The organism is Pantoea sp. GM_Pan_3 (assembly GCF_026541045.1).
Taxonomy (GTDB): Bacteria; Pseudomonadota; Gammaproteobacteria; order Enterobacterales; family Enterobacteriaceae; genus Pantoea; species Pantoea anthophila.
This window is the reverse complement of sequence record NZ_JALNVA010000004.1, coordinates 299,853-316,558: the sequence shown is the minus strand read 5'-3', so window position 1 is coordinate 316,558 and position 16,706 is coordinate 299,853. Positions and strand designations below refer to the sequence as shown.

General features: G+C 51.6%; 14 protein-coding genes and 1 pseudogene. 9 read left to right on the top strand and 6 right to left on the bottom strand.

The genetic code is table 11. The features are described from left to right. Positions 1-428 precede the first annotated feature (428 nt). Complete coding sequence (locus tag OXR04_RS14175) at positions 429-3,209, top strand: flavocytochrome c (RefSeq protein WP_111207310.1); 2,781 nt, start codon at positions 429-431, stop codon at positions 3,207-3,209. A 63-nt stretch (positions 3,210-3,272) separates the two neighbouring features. Beyond that, on the top strand, positions 3,273-4,235 hold the full coding sequence (locus OXR04_RS14170; RefSeq protein ID WP_267371083.1) for an FAD:protein FMN transferase: 963 nt from the start codon (positions 3,273-3,275) through the stop codon (positions 4,233-4,235). Here OXR04_RS14170 and dcuR read toward each other — a convergent pair. Both dcuR and OXR04_RS14160 read right to left on the bottom strand, forming a co-directional pair. Beyond that, the gene (dcuR, locus tag OXR04_RS14165) at positions 4,229-4,948 is read right to left on the bottom strand and encodes a two-component system response regulator DcuR (protein WP_009093030.1); all 720 of its coding nucleotides are present in this window, start codon (positions 4,946-4,948) and stop codon (positions 4,229-4,231) included. The genes OXR04_RS14170 and dcuR overlap by 7 nt on opposite strands. After that, entirely contained in the window at positions 4,945-6,534 is a 1,590-nt protein-coding gene (locus tag OXR04_RS14160; protein WP_009093029.1) for a sensor histidine kinase, read from the bottom strand. The genes dcuR and OXR04_RS14160 overlap by 4 nt, the downstream gene beginning before the upstream one ends. A 349-nt stretch (positions 6,535-6,883) precedes the next feature. Between OXR04_RS14160 and mqo the strand changes: the two genes are divergently transcribed. Further along, positions 6,884-8,533: a malate dehydrogenase (quinone) gene (mqo, locus tag OXR04_RS14155; RefSeq protein ID WP_046102922.1), complete on the top strand. Its 1,650-nt coding sequence runs from the start codon at positions 6,884-6,886 to the stop codon at positions 8,531-8,533. A gap of 359 nt (positions 8,534-8,892) precedes the next feature. Here mqo and OXR04_RS14150 read toward each other — a convergent pair whose 3' ends face one another. Both OXR04_RS14150 and OXR04_RS14145 read right to left on the bottom strand, forming a co-directional pair. Continuing rightward, on the bottom strand, positions 8,893-9,642 hold the full coding sequence (locus OXR04_RS14150; protein ID WP_140029212.1) for an HD domain-containing protein: 750 nt from the start codon (positions 9,640-9,642) through the stop codon (positions 8,893-8,895). Between the two features lie 27 nt (positions 9,643-9,669). After that, a complete protein-coding gene (locus OXR04_RS14145; RefSeq protein ID WP_267371071.1) occupies positions 9,670-10,368 on the bottom strand; it encodes a DJ-1/PfpI family protein in 699 nt (232 codons plus the stop codon). Positions 10,369-10,457: 89 nt separating this feature from the next. Here OXR04_RS14145 and OXR04_RS14140 point away from each other — a divergent pair, with 89 nt between their 5' ends. Continuing rightward, the gene (locus tag OXR04_RS14140; protein ID WP_267371069.1) at positions 10,458-11,387 is read left to right on the top strand and encodes a GlxA family transcriptional regulator; all 930 of its coding nucleotides are present in this window, start codon (positions 10,458-10,460) and stop codon (positions 11,385-11,387) included. A gap of 6 nt (positions 11,388-11,393) precedes the next feature. Beyond that, a pseudogene (locus OXR04_RS14135) lies at positions 11,394-11,513 on the top strand (GNAT family N-acetyltransferase); the annotation flags it as partial. 151 nt (positions 11,514-11,664) lie between these two features. Here the strand turns inward: OXR04_RS14135 and OXR04_RS14130 are convergent. Continuing rightward, positions 11,665-12,339 (bottom strand): DUF2625 domain-containing protein, encoded by a 675-nt coding sequence (locus tag OXR04_RS14130; protein WP_267371067.1) that lies wholly within the window; start codon positions 12,337-12,339, stop codon positions 11,665-11,667. A gap of 330 nt (positions 12,340-12,669) precedes the next feature. Here OXR04_RS14130 and OXR04_RS14125 point away from each other — a divergent pair, with 330 nt between their 5' ends. Genes OXR04_RS14125 through OXR04_RS14115 form a run of 3 tightly spaced genes read left to right on the top strand, consistent with a single transcriptional unit; the run spans position 12,670 to position 14,865 of the window. Then, positions 12,670-13,476, top strand: coding sequence for a DcrB-related protein (locus OXR04_RS14125; RefSeq protein WP_267371065.1), 807 nt, complete (start codon positions 12,670-12,672; stop codon positions 13,474-13,476). Further along, positions 13,473-14,636, top strand: coding sequence for a PAAR domain-containing protein (locus OXR04_RS14120; RefSeq protein ID WP_140923463.1), 1,164 nt, complete (start codon positions 13,473-13,475; stop codon positions 14,634-14,636). Before OXR04_RS14125 ends, OXR04_RS14120 begins: the two co-directional genes overlap by 4 nt. A gap of 1 nt (position 14,637) precedes the next feature. Continuing rightward, complete coding sequence (locus OXR04_RS14115; protein WP_111207136.1) at positions 14,638-14,865, top strand: Imm74 family immunity protein; 228 nt, start codon at positions 14,638-14,640, stop codon at positions 14,863-14,865. Positions 14,866-15,237: 372 nt separating this feature from the next. Here OXR04_RS14115 and OXR04_RS14110 read toward each other — a convergent pair whose 3' ends face one another. After that, positions 15,238-15,912 (bottom strand): GntR family transcriptional regulator, encoded by a 675-nt coding sequence (locus OXR04_RS14110; protein WP_267371319.1) that lies wholly within the window; start codon positions 15,910-15,912, stop codon positions 15,238-15,240. A gap of 113 nt (positions 15,913-16,025) precedes the next feature. Between OXR04_RS14110 and OXR04_RS14105 the strand changes: the two genes are divergently transcribed. Further along, complete coding sequence (locus tag OXR04_RS14105; RefSeq protein ID WP_267371061.1) at positions 16,026-16,706, top strand: DUF2848 domain-containing protein; 681 nt, start codon at positions 16,026-16,028, stop codon at positions 16,704-16,706.

Below are 16,706 nucleotides of genomic sequence, written 5' to 3'. Positions count from 1 at the left end.
GCGATTTCTGCAAATATAAATTTTGATCCAGATCAAAGAAATTAATTCATTATTCGCGATTTTTTAACATTTATTTTCTATTTATATTTCTGCCACCGGCATTCTGACACTTTTGTGAAGCAGGTCAACAAGTGAGCAGGGCGGAAAAGCAGGAAGATATCACATAACTTTATGATAATGAATGGCTTTATTTCAATGTAAACAAATGGTTGATTTTTGGTTACCCTTGATTAACAATAAATATAACTTTAGTTCCGCCATTCAGAAAATAAAAACTCCAGATGCTTTAAAAGTTAAATAAGTAAATTTATCGCTTACGTAAGCAAAGAAAGGCGTATATTAACAGCATGACATCGGACCACTTAATTAAGCGATAATTTGCGTCCGCTAAAAAATTTCCAGACTTTTAAATCTTGGAGTTTATCGCAATGAATACACTCACTCCCATCCTTAATCCACTGACCCTGCCAAATGGCGCCGTGTTAAAAAACCGACTGGTGATGGCCCCGATGACCACCTGTACCGGTTTCTATGACGGCACGGTCACCAGTGAACTGGTTGAATACTATCGCGCACGGGCAGGCAGCATCGGAACCGTGATTGTCGAGTGCTGCTTTATCGATAACCGCGGCCCGGCCTTTCCGGGTGCCATTGCTATCGACAGCGACAACAAAATCCCCGGTCTGAAACGCATTGCGGACGCGATCAAATCTGAAGGTTCTACCGCCATTTTACAGATCTATCACGGCGGCCGTATGGTCGAGCCGGAGCTGATTGGCGGGAAAACCCCGGTTGCGCCGAGCGCCATCGCGGCGCCGCGTGAAGGTGCCACCCAACCGCTGGCGCTCAGCGCAGAAGAAGTCGACACCATGATCACCAAATTTGGTGATGCGGTGAACCGTGCGATCAAGGCGGGTTTCGATGGTGTGGAAATTCATGGCGCCAATACCTATCTGATCCAGCAGTTCTATTCACCCAACTCTAACCAGCGCGATGACAAGTGGGGCGGCAGCCGCGACAACCGCGCCCGCTTCCCGCTGGAAGTGCTGGAAATCACCCACAAGATGGCGGAGCGCTTCGCCCACAACTCCTTCATCATCGGCTATCGCTTCTCGCCTGAAGAGATCGAAGTGCCCGGCATTCGCTTTGATGATACCCTCTATCTGCTGGAAAAACTGGCCGCGCGTGGCCTGGATTATGTCCACTTCTCTGTGGGCCAGCTGCTGCGTCCGTCGATTGTGGATACCCAGGACCCGACGCCGCTGATCGAGAAGTACCTCGCCATGCGGTCGCCTGAACTGGCAAAAGTGCCGGTGATTGGCGTCGGCGGCGTTGTAAACCGGGCCGATGCCGAGATGGCGCTGGAAAAAGGCTACGATCTGGTGGCGATTGGTAAAGCCTGTATCGCCTACCCGAACTGGGCTGACCGGATCATCAACAACGAGCACCTTGAACTCTATATCGACAGCAACAAACGCGAAGAGCTGCAGATCCCGGAACCGCTGTGGCGCTTCTCGCTGGTCGACGCGATGATCCGCGACATGAGCGAATCGGGCCGTAAATACAAAGCGGGCGTTTATCAGGAAAAAGTGGAAGCAGAAGCGCTGAAGCTGAAAATCAACGTGACGCTCGACACGGACCGTATCACCGACATTTCACTGGTGCCGGATGACACCCTGGATGTCGATTTCACCACCACGTTTGAAAGCCTGCGTAACCGCATTCTGGTAGCAAACAGCCCGCACGTCGACGCCATTACCGGCGCAACCACCCAGAGTGAGGCGCTGAAAAAAGCGGTTTCACGCGCCATGACCACCTCCAGCAAAGCGCATGTGATTGAAGAGGGGGGCAACCCGAATGCACCGCAGAATTACGATGTGGTGATTGTCGGCAGTGGCGGGGCAGGTCTGGCTGCGGCGATTCAGGCGCACGACGAGGGCGCTCGCGTCGTCATCATCGAGAAGATGCCGACCATCGGGGGTAACACCATCAAGGCGTCGGTCGGTATGAATGCTGCCGAAACCCGCTTCCAGAAACTCAAAGGCATTGAGGACAGCAAAGAGCTGTTCTATGAAGAGACGCTGAAGGGCGGTCAGTTCAAAAACAACCCGGTGCTGCTGCGTGAGTTTGTGGATCTGGCACCGGAAGCGATCGAATGGCTGGCTAACCACGGAATCGAACTCAACGACATTACCATTACAGGCGGGATGAGCATTGACCGGACTCACCGTCCGGCTGACCGTTCCGCGGTGGGGGGCTTCCTGATCAGCGGTCTGGTGAAAAACATCAACAGCCGTAACATCGAAGTTCTGCTGGAGACCTCAGTCGCAGAAATCCTGTATGAAAATGGCGCGGTCACTGGCGTGAAGGTGGTCGATGAGTACAACGACAGCCGTATCCTCTACGCGAAAAGCGTGATTGTGGCGACCGGCGGATTCAGTGCCAACCGCGAGCTGGTGGTGAAATACCGTCCTGAACTCGATGGCTTCGTCACCACTAACCATAAAGGCGCTACCGGCAGCGGGATTGCGATGCTGGAGAAAATCGGCGCGGGCACGGTGGATATGGGCGAGATCCAGATTCACCCAACGGTGGAGCAGACCACCTCTTATCTGGTCTCTGAATCCATTCGCGGCGGCGGGGCTATTCTGGTCAGCCAGGCGGGCAAGCGCTTCTATAATGAAATGGAAACCCGCGACAAAGTCTCGGCGCAGATTATCGCCCTGCCTGAGAAGAGCGCCTGGATTGTGTTTGACGAACAGGTGCGGATGAATAACAAAGCGGCCGACGAGTATATCGCTAAAGGCTTTGTCATCAGCGCGCCTACCGTGGCGGAGCTGGCGGTGAAACTTAACATGGGCGAACATCACACCCTGGAAGCGACACTGGCCCGTTACAACAACTTTGTTATCCAGCAGAAAGATGAAGATTTTGGTCGTCAGACCGCGCTGCGTCACCCGTTGAGTGAAGGCCCCTTCTACGCGATTCGTATCGCGCCGGGTGTTCACCACACCATGGGGGGCGTGACCATCGACACCACGACAGCGGTGCTGGACACTCAGAAACAGGTAATCAACGGTGCCTGGGCCTGTGGTGAAGTGGTTGGCGGTATCCACGGCGCGAACCGTATCGGCGGGAACGCCGTCGCCGATATCATCATCTTTGGTATTCTGGCCGGTGGTAACGCCGCCGCTTACGCCCGACGTTAACGGTCCTCCCCGGCATCCGCCTCTGGCGGGTGCCGGTTTTCCCTTTCTGAAGCAGAGTCGCCTATGTTAACTGAAGCGCGTGTCTATGCTTACTCCGCCATCCTGATGGGATCGCCCATCCTGCTCAAACTCTTCGAAGACAATCAGACCCTGGCCGCACAGGTTTTCCGGCTTATCAGACAGCAGGAGAATCTCTTCACCGTGAACCGCGCCGCCTCTGAGGTGATGGCGATCAACCATGCGGCAGGGCAGCATCCGGTGGTGGTCAGCCAGCCGGTGTTCGATCTTATCGCCTGCGCGCATGCTGTGAGCCTGCTGCCCAACAGCCTGTTTAATCTGGCGATCGGTCCACTGGTGAAGTGCTGGAAAATCGGTTTTCAGGGGCACAGCGTGCCGTCACCAGCGGAGCTTCAGGCTCGCAGGGCGCTCATCGATCCCCATGAGGTCATGCTTGACGCCGACGCCCGCAGCGTAATGCTGGCCAGACCGGGCATGGAGATTGACCTGGGGGCCATCGCCAAAGGCTATATCGCCGACCTTGTGCAGGCCTTTCTGCGCCAGCAGCAGGTCAGCCATGCGCTGATCAATCTGGGCGGCAACGTGCAGACCGTGGGGGCACCCCCTGATGAACAGGGCTGGGCAATCGGCCTGAAAAAACCGTTTGGCGCAGCCGACGAGCTGATCGGCGTGATTGGCGTGAACAATCGCTCCGTAGTGACATCCGGCATCTATGAACGTTACTTCGAGCTGAACGGGATCTGTTATCACCATATTCTGGACCCGCGTACCGGGTATCCGCTGGATAACGAACTGCTGAGCGTTACCGTGATTTCTGACCGGTCGCTGGATGGCGATATCTACACCACGCTGCTGTATGGTCTGGGCGTGGAACAGGGCATTGCCTGTCTGGCGGACAAACCGGGTATTGAAGCCCTGTTTGTGACCCGCGACAGGCGGGTCATCTGTTCGTCACAACGTCACTTTTCGTTTCAGCTGCTGGATGACGATTACCGGCTGGCTCACTGACAGTACTGTTTGAGCAGGGTGTGATATTCCGGCTGCAGTCGGTAGCGGTAGACCGGGCGACCGGTGACGCCATAGTGAATGCTGGTGAACAGAATATTGATCTGCGCCAGCCAGATGAGGTATTTGCGGCAGGAGACGCGGGAGATATTCACCTCGGTTGCCAGCTCGTCGGTCGAGAATTCGGTCCCCGGATGGGCGTCGATCCACAGGCAGAGCGTCCGCAGCGTCTGCGGCGTCAGTCCCTTCGGCAGGCGTTTCTGTTCGCTGGCCCCCGGCGGGTTGCCATGCAGAAGCTGGTCCACGTCTGACTGCTGGTAAAACTGATGATTATCCATCAGCGACTTCTTCTGTCGCCAGCCGGTGAGCGCCTCTTCAAACCGGGCAAACTGGAAAGGTTTGATCAGGTAATCGACCACCCCGTAGTTAAGTGAGGTTTTGATGGTGGCGGCATCGGCAGCAGACGAGATAATAATCACGTCAACAGGACGGCCTGCGCTGCGCAGCTCCGGGAGCAGGTCGAGACCGTTTTCCTGCTGCATATAGATATCCAGCAGAATCAGATCCACCTGCGGCTCGGCCTGGGCCAGCCGCTCTTTCGCCTGCTGTAACGTCGAGGCCGTTCCGCAGCAGGTAAATCCCGGGATCTGCCCGATATAGCAGCGGTTCAGCTCCGCGACCATGGCGTCATCATCGACAACTAACACATTAATCATTGGGTAATCATTCCTCTCTCCCACGGAAGTTGTACTAAGAATTGGGTAAAGACGCCGGGTTCTGACTCGACGCTGACGCTACCCCCCAGGCTTTCGGTCTGCTGTCTGACCAGAAACAGTCCGACACCGCGATCCTCACCCTTTGTGGAGACGCCCCGTTCAAAGATGGTGTTCAGCTGCGCGGCATCAATGCCGGGACCATCATCACTCACTTCGCAGGCTAACCAGCCATTCTGATAGTGCAGCATGAGGTGGATTTCACCCTCGGTCTCCGGATCCAGCGCCTCAAGCGCATTCTCAATTAAATTGCCCAGCACCGTAATCAGCACCGCGCTCTGCTCCTCACTGCCGCAGTCGGGCAAAAAACTGGCCTCATCGATAATCAGCTGATGGCCCTCATCGGTAACCCGGTTGATTTTACTGAGCAGGAAACCGGCAATGATCGGCGATTTGATCTTCTGCAGCAGTGAACCGATCTCCGTCTGATAGGCGTTGGCGGTTTTGAGAATGTACTCTTCCATCTGCGCATAGTTTTTCATATGCAGCAGGCCCAGAATGACATGCAGCTTATTCATGAATTCATGGGACCGCTCACGCAACGCATCCACATAGTTTACCATGCCGTCCAGACGCTGCATCAGCTGGCTGATCTCGGTTTTGTCCCTGAAGGTGGTCACCGCCCCGATAATCCGGTCACGGCTGCGCACCGGTACGGTGTTGGTGATCAGGATGCGATTTCCCAGCGTCAGCTCTTCATCATACCAGGCTTTCCCCGCATGCAGCGCATCCTGCTGGTGGCGGTGCATCACGCTCTCTTCAGCAATCAGATCGCCGCTGGCTGGCGTTTTCTGTGTGGTCTCATGCAGCAGTTGCTGCGCGGCCTGATTGATCAGGCTGACGCGGGAGTGATCGTCTACCGCGATCACCCCCTCTTTGATGGAGTTAAGAATGGCCTGGCGCTGCTCAAACAGGCTGGAAATCTCGTGTGGCTCCAGACCCAGCAGGATGGTTTTCAGCCGCCGGACCAGAATCAGGATACCCAGCAGCCCGACCACGCCGCCAAACAGGCTGGTCCAGACGATGTTCCAGCGGCTTTTCGCAATCTGCGCCGCCACATCATTCAGCGCAATGCCGATCGCCACCACGCCGATCTGCTGATGCTGCGCGTTAAACACCGGCGTAAAGACCCGTAACGCTTCCACCAGCACACCATGATTGACCGCCACATTCTCCCGACCGCTCAGGGTGGGATAGATATCGTTACCGACAAAGTGCTTGCCGATCACCGCAGCATTGGGATGCGAAAAGCGAATGCCGCGCATATCCGTCACCACCACAAACAGCAGGCCATTGCGTTTACGCGCCGCCTCAGCCAGCGGCTGGATCTGGCTGCTGCCGTCAGGTAACAGCAATCCCCGCTGAATTTCCGGGCTGTCCGCCAGCGTTCGGGCGACCGCCATCGCCTTATCTTTCAGGTGCGACTGGGCAAAGTTATCGATCTGAACGAAATAGAGCAGATGGACAGCCAGCAGTACGGTGAAGATAACCGCGGTCATCATCAGTGTGGTCAGGGTACTGAGTTTCATGGGTCGTTTCGTCACGGCGTGTCGGTTCTGTGGTTGGCTTGTCATAGGCTTTCAGTACGGATGGGAGATCGCCGGGAAACATACGCTAACTCGCCGCATCAGTACAGTTTTAGCGGCCTGACCGCCGTCGGTTTCAGTAAGAATATTTGTGTTAGGGGATTGTATAATTCAAAGGACACCCTTAATGTGTGGTTAAAATAATCGCTCAATAAAGTAAGCCTTTTGTAATTAAATTAAGGCTAAATTGCTATTTTTAATTTTATAACTAATTTCGCATTAACTCGTAAATAACATTATTTTAAACTTTGAGGACTTTTTTTAACCAGTACGGTCCGAGCTGTAGATTAAAATGATGAATTCACAAAAAGTTATTCCCGCGCTGTCTCTTGCGGCCCTGTTAGTTTCATCCGCACTTCACGCTGAAACCTCACCAGAAAAAACCGATGTTCTGTTAATTGGCGGCGGCATCATGAGCGCCTCCATGGGCACCATGCTGGAAGAGCTGCAGCCTGGCTGGAAACAGATCATGGTTGAGAAGCTGGATGGCGTGGCGCTGGAATCCTCAAACGGCTGGAACAACGCCGGTACTGGTCACTCTGCCAACATGGAGCTGAACTACACGCCTGAGCGTAAAGATGGCTCTATCGACGTGTCCAAAGCGCTGGAAATTAACGAAGCCTTTATGGTTTCACGCCAGTTCTGGACCGCACAGGTCAAAGAGGGCGTGATGCACGATCCGCGCTCTTTCATCAACTCTACACCACACATGAGCTTTGTCTGGGGCGACAACGTCGACTTCCTGACTAAGCGCTATGCTGCACTGCAGAAAACCGCGCTGTTCCAGGGCATGAAATTCTCCACCGATCACAAGCAGATCGAACAGTGGGCGCCGCTGGTTATGGAAGGTCGTGATCCGCAGCAGAAAGTCGCGGCAACCTGGACCCCGGTCGGCACCGATGTTAACTACGGCGAAATTACCCGTCAGCTGATCGGCAGCCTGAAGAAGAATAACAACTTCCGTCTGGAAACCTCATCTGAAGTTACTGAGTTCAAGCGCAACGGCGACAACTCCTGGCACGTCACCATTAAAGATGTCAAAAATGGCAGCGAGCGCGCGGTCGATGCGAAATATGTCTTTATCGGTGCCGGTGGCGGCGCGCTGAAGTTACTGCAGAAAACCGGTATCCCGGAAGCGGACAACTACGCGGGCTTCCCGGTTGGCGGTTCGTTCCTCGTGACCGAAAACAGCGCGATTGCGAATCGTCACCTGGCGAAAGTCTATGGTCAGGCTTCCACCGGTGCACCACCGATGTCTGTTCCGCATCTGGATACCCGTTATCTGGATGGCAAGCGCGTCGTGCTGTTCGGACCGTTTGCAACCTTCTCTACCAAGTTCCTGAAAAACGGCTCGCTGTTTGACCTGCTGAGCACCACCACGACCCATAACATCGTGCCAATGACCGATGTTGGTATTGATAACTTCGACCTGGTGAAATACCTGATCGGTCAGGTGATGCTGAGTGATGAAGATCGCTTCGACGCGCTGAAAGAGTACTATCCGGACGCGAAGAAAGAGGACTGGAAACTGATTCAGGCCGGTCAGCGTGTTCAGATCATCAAGAAAGATGCTGAGAAAGGTGGCGTACTGAAACTGGGTACAGAAATTGTGACCGATCAGCAGAAAACTGTCGCAGCCCTGCTGGGTGCGTCGCCGGGCGCGTCAACCGCTGCTCCTATCGCGTTAAGCGTGATGCAGAAACTGTTCCCGGAAGAGTTTAAGTCAGCAGAGTGGCAGGCCAAGATCCACAAAATGATCCCCGGTTATGGCCAGAAGCTGAACGACAACGTGCCGTTGTTGCAGCAGGTTTGGAATGACACTGCGGCAACCCTGCAGCTGACCACGCCGCCTGTGATCAACATGGATGGCAAATCAGCACCGGCGCCAGCGGCTCAGCCTGAGCAGGCAGCGCCTTCAGCCAAACACGACATGGCGCTGTAATCGCGTCCTGATGTGAAAAGCCCGCGCAGGTGACCCTGCGCGGGCTTTTTTATTGCGTGCTGTTCAGTGCCTCAGGCTGACGGCTTGCCGCGTGACGGGTTCCCGGCAGGCGAGCAGTTGCGTTTAGTGTCAGGCAAAGAGGGTGTTTTAAAGGCTTGAGGTGGTTGCAGGTGATGGATGTCTGATTTGAGCGAGAAGCGGACAATGACGATTGTTATCACACAAAGCTGCATAGGATAAAAAGCCAACAGATCAGCGTCTAAAGTCAGCGCTCCTGGTCGAAAGTGTTATATGTACTCCCTTGCATAAGGGAGTAAGTAAAATCTGTCCCAGGCGCTATGATTTAACAGGAAAGATTTTTATCTGTTAAAAGGATACTTTGGCTTTATATCGCAATAATTTATTGCAGGAAATCCCTGCACCATTTTTATTCCGATGTCTTTTTCGAATGAAAGATAGGCTGTGTGTGGCTTTTTTCTCAAAACGTTGGCAACCAGCTCCATAAAATGAGCTTTATTCCCATTTTGTGGGAATCGCTCAAATATTTCTTCAAAAAAGCTCATTGGGAACATATTTGCATTCATCCCACCATCCATAAATGCGCCTAAGTGAACAAGCGCAATTTCTGGTCGTTTTCGTTCTGGCAACTCCATAGTCGCGTGTAAAGATATCGCATCCCATATAACATCTGCTTTTTCTTCAGAGAAATTATTATCAACCAGGTATTGTCGTGCTGCATCGGCTCCATCTAATTCAAACCTGGCATCTTTAATAAATCTTTCCGTGAGGCCCAGATCATGCATTATACAACCCAAATAAAGCATTTCCTCATCGAAAATTTTGCCAAGTTTTTTTCCAATAGAAGCACCAAACAAATAAGTTCTTACGACATGGTTAAAAAGTGGAGCTGTTGAGCAGGACGCCACAAGTTCGGTTGCTCCATCAGCGAAACGCGTATGCGGTATAGTTATTCCAGCCAGTGTAGCAGGTAGCTTTCCATTAATTTTTGACATAGGCAGAGTGGGTGAACTCTTACCAATGGCTTTGAAGACAGGTGCAGAAGCGCATAGAACACAGCAATATGAAGAAATAAAATCTCTTCTGTTCATATTTCACCTTTATAATTTTTTAGGCAATCAGCCCTGTAAAAGATTAGGAATATTTTTCGCTGCCTTTTCCAGAATATGCATCCGCTCATACACGCGTTCTATGGCAGATGCTTTCATTTCCGCAGCTATCCAGGCTGGAGCAGTCTCAGGACGCCCAGCGTCATAAGGAGGTTGTGGAGCATATTCCAGCCCTAACTGGACTCGCATCGCTACATCATCACCGCAGAGCTCACCAATTAAAGCCAGAGCAAAGTCAATACCCGCTGTTACTCCTCCACCTGTAATGATATTTCCATCTTTGACCACACGCCCTTCATCCGGAATTGCGCCAAACAGGTTAAGCTGGTTGCGCCATGCCCAATGGCAGGCAGCCTTTTTACCTATGAGTAAACCAGCAGCGCCGAGTATTAATGAGCCAGAACAAACAGAAGTTATGTATGAGGCAGTGTGAGCCAGCGCTACTATAGATTTCATAAACCTCTCGTTCTCAATAGCATTTGTACATCCACTGCCCCCAGGCACACACAGTACGTCACATTCTTTCTCAAGCAAGAGATCGCTAAGCCCCGTGAAATGCATTCCATCCGCATGAATATCCTCACCGCCTACAGACGCAAGGATCGTTTCAAACTGAGGCGTACGGGCGAAGAACTGGTAGGGACCAGTAAAATCAAGCTGCGTTACGCCGTTATAAATTGGCATCAAAACTCTGAAGCGGTTAGTCATGGGATTTTCCTTAAATTGAAATGGTCAGAAATCAGCTTACCATCTACAATGTTGGCAAAAATGACATTAATCATTCAAAAAAGGACATCATGAACATTGGCTTTTACATATTTGATGATTTTCAACTGCTTGATCTAAGTGGGCCTTTAGCTGCTTTTCAGATGGTAAAATTCACAGGCCATCCTGTTTTTTATAAGCCACAAGTATGTTCTCACAAGGGAGGTATGATTAATTGCACAGCAGGATTTTCTGTTGAATCTCAAAGGCTTGATCCAGCTGAAAAATTCGATTTACTTTTGATTGTTGGAGGAAAAGGTAGTAGAAGTATTCTGAAAGACAGCCGTGAAGGTACGGCACTCAGAACTGCATGCCTGAACAGTAAACAATATGGCAGTATCTGCACGGGGGCCTTTGTTCTCGCTGAGCTAGGATTGCTGAATGGTAAAAAAGTCACTACACATTGGAAACACAAGCATGCTTTTAAAAAATTATATCCTGAGGTTACGCTAAATACTGATGACTTATTTGTAAAAGATGGAAGTGTCTGGACATCAGCTGGAATATCCAGCGGTATCGATCTCGCACTTGCAATAATTGAAGATCAACTTGGCTTTGCTGTGTCATTACAGGTAGCTCAGGAACTTGTTGTAGCACAACGGCGCACAGGGGGACAAACGCAATTTTCCCCTCTTTTACATTTAGAAGCTGAGTCGTCGAAAATTAAAAAAGTTTTAAATTATATTCATGCGCATTTAAATCAGGATTTACGAATCGAAATTCTTGCTGAAATAGCATGTCTTAGCCCAAGACAGCTCAGCAGGCTTTTTATTAAAGAAACAGACACAACAATTGCGAAATTAGTTGAAAGAATTCGGTTAGATTCAGCAAAAGCTATGCTGGAAAACTCAGGCCTTTCTGTCGAGAAAGTAGCAAAGCACTGCGGTTTTGGTAATTCATCAAGAATGAGGAGAGCTTTTCTTAAATATTATAATAAAACCCCTCAGGCTTTTAAAGGGTAAGTATTTGCCTGGCTGGAAACAGATAAAAACAGCCGTGCGGCCAAATCCTACATGCAACTCGGCTGGGGTAATAAGACAACATTTGATGGCGCTTTTATTCGATTAGAGAAGCATCGTGGTCGTTGACCTTCTACAGCTCTTATAAAGCTCCGCTTTTGGCAGGCAGCAGCCATTGGACCAGCATGTCTGCTATGAGCGAGAAGCGGAGGTTAGCTATTGCTCTTAAAATGTTCAGAGTATTACTTATATCCTGGTGTCTTAATCTACACGAAGGAGGTCAGTCGCTGCGCATATTGTTTAATTGATGTTGTAAATTCATGCAAAATGACCAGTGCTCATCAACAGACACAACAGCTCGTGAACGCTGCTCTACAGGCAATTGTGGCTCGGTCCATAGGAAAGGATAAAAGGAGTAAACCGCGTCCCCCTTTATTTCAGATGTTTCTTCACGCCAGCCTGTCCAGCGTACGCTTTGATAGAATCGATCCAAATTGCCACAGAGAACCCAGAGCAGAAAACCTGAATAGTTGATATCAAGGCTTTCCCATTCCAGAGAGTCCGGTGCGAGATAATATACACCGCCTCGATCTTCACCGAATTCACCACCGTTAAGTGCAAAGAAGCCCCCCGATACATCATCAGCAACTAAGAGCGCCTGTAATGTCTGGCCTGTTGTTACCGATCGCGTCCAGGAAGCAGGAGCTCGCGACAGCCTGGGATGACCGGAGCCTAGAACCCGCAACCAGCCATTATCAACCAGGATGCCTCCCGTTTCGTAAACCACAGCGCCAAGCGGGGAGAGCGTTGTTACCTGAAGCTGATGTAACGCAGATCTTGCGAGAGTCGGATTACAGGGAAGCACTTCATAGTGATTGCTCGCTTCTTTCAACCATTGCTGCACCATAAGCCAGCCAGAGCTTTGCTGATCAATTAATTCAGTCAGTTCCCTCATGCATCATCCTTTATCGCACTTCGCATCTTTAGCTTATATATCGGACGACTAGCCGATAACATAAACATGGTCACCATATATTTCTTTAGATATACATAGCATCAGGTAGCAACTTCCGCTTATGGCACAAAGAGGACGTTGTGCAGGCCAATGTCCACTAAGAGCGAAAAGCGGACATTGATAACAGCCTTCTGTGTGAATTATCAGGTAGCAGGTCAGAAGGTGTAAAGAACACCTTTGAATTAGATCAAACTTAAATCAGTATTACCTGGGGATCATTTAATAAACGTTGATATTCTGGTCCGGACTCACGGACCGGAGAAGCTTTACATGTCTGAATATACCTTGCAGGACTGCAACATTACGGTGCCTGACGTATTTCGCGATCGCACCATGAACCTCTTTACCCTAAGCCATACGAATGCCAATGAATTCACCTTTGTGATTTCACGTGCAACCGCTACTGCAGAAGACACGCTTCAGTCAGTATCCCAGAGACTGTCTTCCGAACTGCAGGCGACTTTGCAGGATCTCTCACTCAATCATGCCCGGCTCACTGAACTGAATGGCAGGCAGGCCCTGGAACTGTTTTACAGTTTCAAATCTGGCGAAAGAATCATCTTTCAGAAGCAGAGGGTGGTACTGACATCTGAAAATAATACGGGAAAAAAGCTGCTCTGTTTCATTGGCACCTGCCCGGATGCGTTTGACGATTACCATGGCCGTATCTATGACAACATCACGGACAGCATTACCTTTCCGGACGATGCACCAGATTCTACCGCAAGGGGGAGCCAGATCCCCGCCGACAGCCAGGAACTCTTCTTTAGCTTTGACCGTGATAGCCGCGAACTGAATGTGTTCCCTTCAATTTCTGACCTCTACTCATCGATTGATCTCAGCCGGGCCAGGAACGGCAACTATCTGTTCTTTGACGCTGTCGGTGAACCACTGATGTTGTCTCCGATACCTGATGGCGAGCATGCTGGCCGCTTTGCGCTGTGGGAGATGGCAGGTACCAGGAGACCTGGACTGATATCAAGTTTGCTTCTGGCCAGAACTGTCCGGGGTATTGACGGCCTTGATACCACTGAAGTCGTTGAGGCTTACCTCCGCCAGCGGATAAATGAAAAATGAGTGGTGCCGCTGAAGCTTTTTCCGCTGCACGCGTGGGGGACGGCATAGAACACTCCGCCTCTAAAGGCTGGCTGGTGCTCGGTCTGATAGGCGGGGCCATTGCCGGTGCGGCGTTCACGCTGGCCACGGGGGGCGTCGGAACAGTAGTCCTGGCCGCGACGGTCGCAGGCGCAGCTGGCGGCGGCGGACTGGGAGAAGTTCTCGGCAGTATGTCATGGGCACCCCACCACGAAACCGGCCATCTGGTTACTGGTTCATCAAACGTATTCATCAACGGAAGACCGGCGGTGATGTCGCATATGTCTGTAGGTGACTGTGACGAGCATGGCCCGGCTTTACAGCGGGTGGCAGAAGGATCTTCACGCGTCTGTATCAACGGACTACCCGCTGCCAGGATGGGGGACCGCCTGACTTGCAGTGGGGTCATCAGCGGCGGATCTACTAACGTCATTATTGGTGGCATTAAAGAGCAGACTGACGTAATCAGTCCTGAAATTCCTGACTGGGTGGACAGAGTACTGCTGGGCGTGGGCCTTGCGGCCACGACCGTTCTGGCAGGACCGGCGATAGCCCTGCTGGGTTTTGCGGGAGGTCTTGGTGGAGGTTATGGCGGCGCTTACATAGGCGGGAAATTATGGGGAGAAGGCTCTGACGGTCAGAAGTGGCTTTCATTAGGCGGTGCGTTTGCAGGCGGCCTTGCAGGTGCAAAAGGAGGCGCAGCCTTTAATGCGTGGCGTAACACGCCTAAGAGCCTCATCAACCTTAAAGAAATAGAACCCCAACTGGCCACTGATCCGGACAGTGCCTTTTTCTGGTCAGGACGTACTGAAGGTGTCGGCGGTCCTGACGTCGCAGAAGCCATCGCGAAGTCCCGGGGCGGTGTCACGCTCGAATCCACAATCAAAGATAAAAATATTAAAATGCCTGAATGGGATTTCGATAACCCGCAGAGCATCAAGGCCTGGGAGGATGTCTCCGCGTCTTATGCAAAACAGGTCTCTGGAGAAGTCAGGGCCGTAGTGGGGCAGTCCCTGCGTGAAGGTAATATATGGGAAAACGTTGAGTTACCGCGCCTGATGGGCAATGATAATGTCACGAAAATCAGTACAATCGATCCGATATCACAGACGGAAAAAGTCATTTTTGTAAGGGATAACTGATATGAAAATTACAGGCACAAGTTCATATGTGATGCTTGATATCGAGGGCAAAAAAATCAGGGCAGAAGGTGAAATGGTCGTGGGTGGTTTTGTGGCTGAAAAAAGCACCATGAAACAGTTTGAACCCCCCTATGAAAGTGAACCTGTGACTGATGCTGTTCGCCAGCATTATATTGATGAAGCAGTCAAAAAAACCCAGGGATCTCATATGGTCCTGAAATTTGTTTAAATCTGTACGGTGAAGGTAGCCTGCTAATTACTTTCACATATTACTTCCGCCACAGTATTGAGACAGGTGGTGCGGGAGGATGATCCGTTTTGACCAGCCCTCCGTAAACTAACATACCATGTCGCAAGCATCGTCCGCTTCTGGCACCAAGCGAATATGCCCCCGCTTCAACGCGATTGCCCCAGGCTAAACAGCGAACCGGCAACACTCCCCAACGGACATATCATGTTCGCGAAAGCCGCTGATCCCCTGAAAACGATATCAGCAGCCAGCCATCATTAGCGCGCCGCCCGCAGCAACCGGGTCTTGCATAAACTGAAATCGATCAGGCGCTGTCAGAAAGGGGGCTTGTGACGGCTCGCGGCCTGGTCTTTAAGCGGAAAGTAGGGCGCGCTTAAATGAGAAAATATGCGCACGTGCGGCTTCGGCTGCACGTTGCGTATCGCCTGATTTCAGCGCGGCAATGATTTCATTATGCTCAGCGATCACTTCATCCATATGCGCCACGTTGGAAAGGGTGGTGGCCCAGAAGCGCTGCGCTTGTGCATGAATCACGCTAAGGATATCGGCCAGATGGCGATTACCGGCAATCTCAGCCAGGACCTGATGAAACTCGCGATCCAGTAGCATCATCTGTTCGCGGCTGCGTAACTGGCTCGCCTCATCAATTTGCTGATTAAGATGACGCAGACGCTCAAGCTGCGCCTCCGTCACCTTCTGGCTGCCAAGCTCAACACAGAGCGTTTCATTTACCAGCCGTACTTCAATCAACTCCAGTGCGTCATCAATCGATAATGGCGCCACCATGACACCTTTACGCGGGATAATTTGCAGTAAACCTTCGGTTGCGAGGCGATGAACCGCCTGATTAACCGGTGTACGGCCTATCGCCAGATCATCCATCACCTGAGCGGTATTAAGGTATTCGCCAGGTTTGTAACGCAACGTAATGAGCTTGTGCCTGAAAGCCAGATAGGCTTGTTCATTAAGAGAAAGGCTTTTATCTGCACGGCCTGGGTTCACATTTTCCGCCACTGATTCACTCATCACCACGTTCCTTTTTTTACCTGTAAGACATCTTACACAAAAATCTGGCATGAAAATCGCTAGTTTAAAATTACTGTGAAATTTCACTGTAATTTTCAACCGGAGGTTTTCTCATGCAGTTGCGATTCTCTACGGGCGACAAAGCCGCGACCACACTGAACGTGGACATTACGCATTTCATTATTGCTGGCTGGGCCGGCCGCGATAAGGAAGCCGTGTTGCACCATATTCGTGAATTAGAAGCCCTCGGCGTGCCCGCACCCGGTGCAGTTCCGCTTTTTTACCGGGTTGCGGTTAATCAGCTCAGCCAGCAATCAGAGCTTGAAGTGGTAGGCGAGCAGACCTCCGGCGAAGCCGAACCCTTCGTTTTCTCGCATCGCGGCGAATTATGGGTGTCCCTCACGTCTGATCATACCGACCGCCATCTGGAAACCTTCAGCGTTGCGCTATCTAAGCAGGCGTGCATCAAGCCGGTTGCCAGCGCCGCGTGGCGCATGAGCGACGTTACCGAACACTGGGATGTGCTTGAACTCAGCTCATGGATTAAAGAGCAGGGTAAATGGGTCATTTATCAGCAGGGCACGCTGGCCTCTCTGCTGACACCACAGGATTTGCTCGCGCGCTATTTTGCTGGCGGTGTCGTGGAAGAGGGCGTTGCTATCTCCTGCGGCACGCTGGGCGCCATTGGCGGCATCCGGCCATCCAGCCAGTTCCGCATGGCGCTGCATGACCCGGTGCTTAATCGCACGCTGGAACACACTTACACCACCGGCGCGCTGCCGGTGGTGGCATGA